Source organism: Mesorhizobium sp. M4A.F.Ca.ET.050.02.1.1 (assembly GCF_003997725.1).
Taxonomy (GTDB): Bacteria; Pseudomonadota; Alphaproteobacteria; order Rhizobiales; family Rhizobiaceae; genus Mesorhizobium.
On record NZ_RZSG01001414.1, the window covers coordinates 1 to 613 of the forward strand.

The 613-nt window shown below is 59.4% G+C and carries 1 protein-coding gene and 1 pseudogene; one reads left to right on the forward strand and one right to left on the reverse strand.

Going from position 1 to position 613, the window contains the following annotated elements; genetic code table 11:
* Positions 1-420 (forward strand): annotated as a pseudogene (locus EOA33_RS37865) (AMP-binding protein); the annotation flags it as partial.
* Here EOA33_RS37865 and EOA33_RS40055 read toward each other — a convergent pair.
* The coding region (locus EOA33_RS40055; RefSeq protein ID WP_210212665.1) for a hypothetical protein at positions 392-613 on the reverse strand (222 nt) is incomplete at its 5' end. The pseudogene EOA33_RS37865 and the gene EOA33_RS40055 overlap by 29 nt on opposite strands.

Consider the following 613-nt stretch of genomic DNA (forward strand, 5'->3'; position numbering starts at 1 on the left):
GGCTCCGAGCAGTTCGACGCCGAGGGCTGGTTCGACACAGGCGACGTCGCCCATATCGATGCTGGCGGCTACATGCAGATCACCGACCGCGCCAAGGACGTCATCAAGTCGGGCGGCGAATGGATCTCGACCATCGATCTCGAAAACCTCGCCGTCGGCCACCCCGATGTCGCCGAGGCGGCGGCAATAGGCGTTCCGCACTCGAAATGGGGCGAGCGGCCCCTGCTGGTCATCGTGCGCAAGCCGGGCAAGGAGCCGAGCAAGACCGACATCCTGACCTTCATGAGCGGCAAGGTGGCGAAGTGGTGGCTGCCCGACGACGTCGCCTTCGTCGGCGAAATTCCCCATACCGCCACCGGCAAGATCCAGAAGATCACCTTGCGCGAGCAATTTAGGGACTATCGCTTGCCGACGGATTGACGGGATGGATGTTTTTGAGGCTTCTGGCAGCCGTCAAGAAACTCCTGAGCAATTCCAGGAAAAGTGCGTAGCGGTTTTCCGTCCGGAATTGCGTCAAAACAAAGAGATAGAGCGTCCTTCGCTTTCCTGAAACGATGAAACGCTCTAGGTACCGTTCGGGTTGGTGCGGCGGATAATGGTTGTTGTCTGTCTC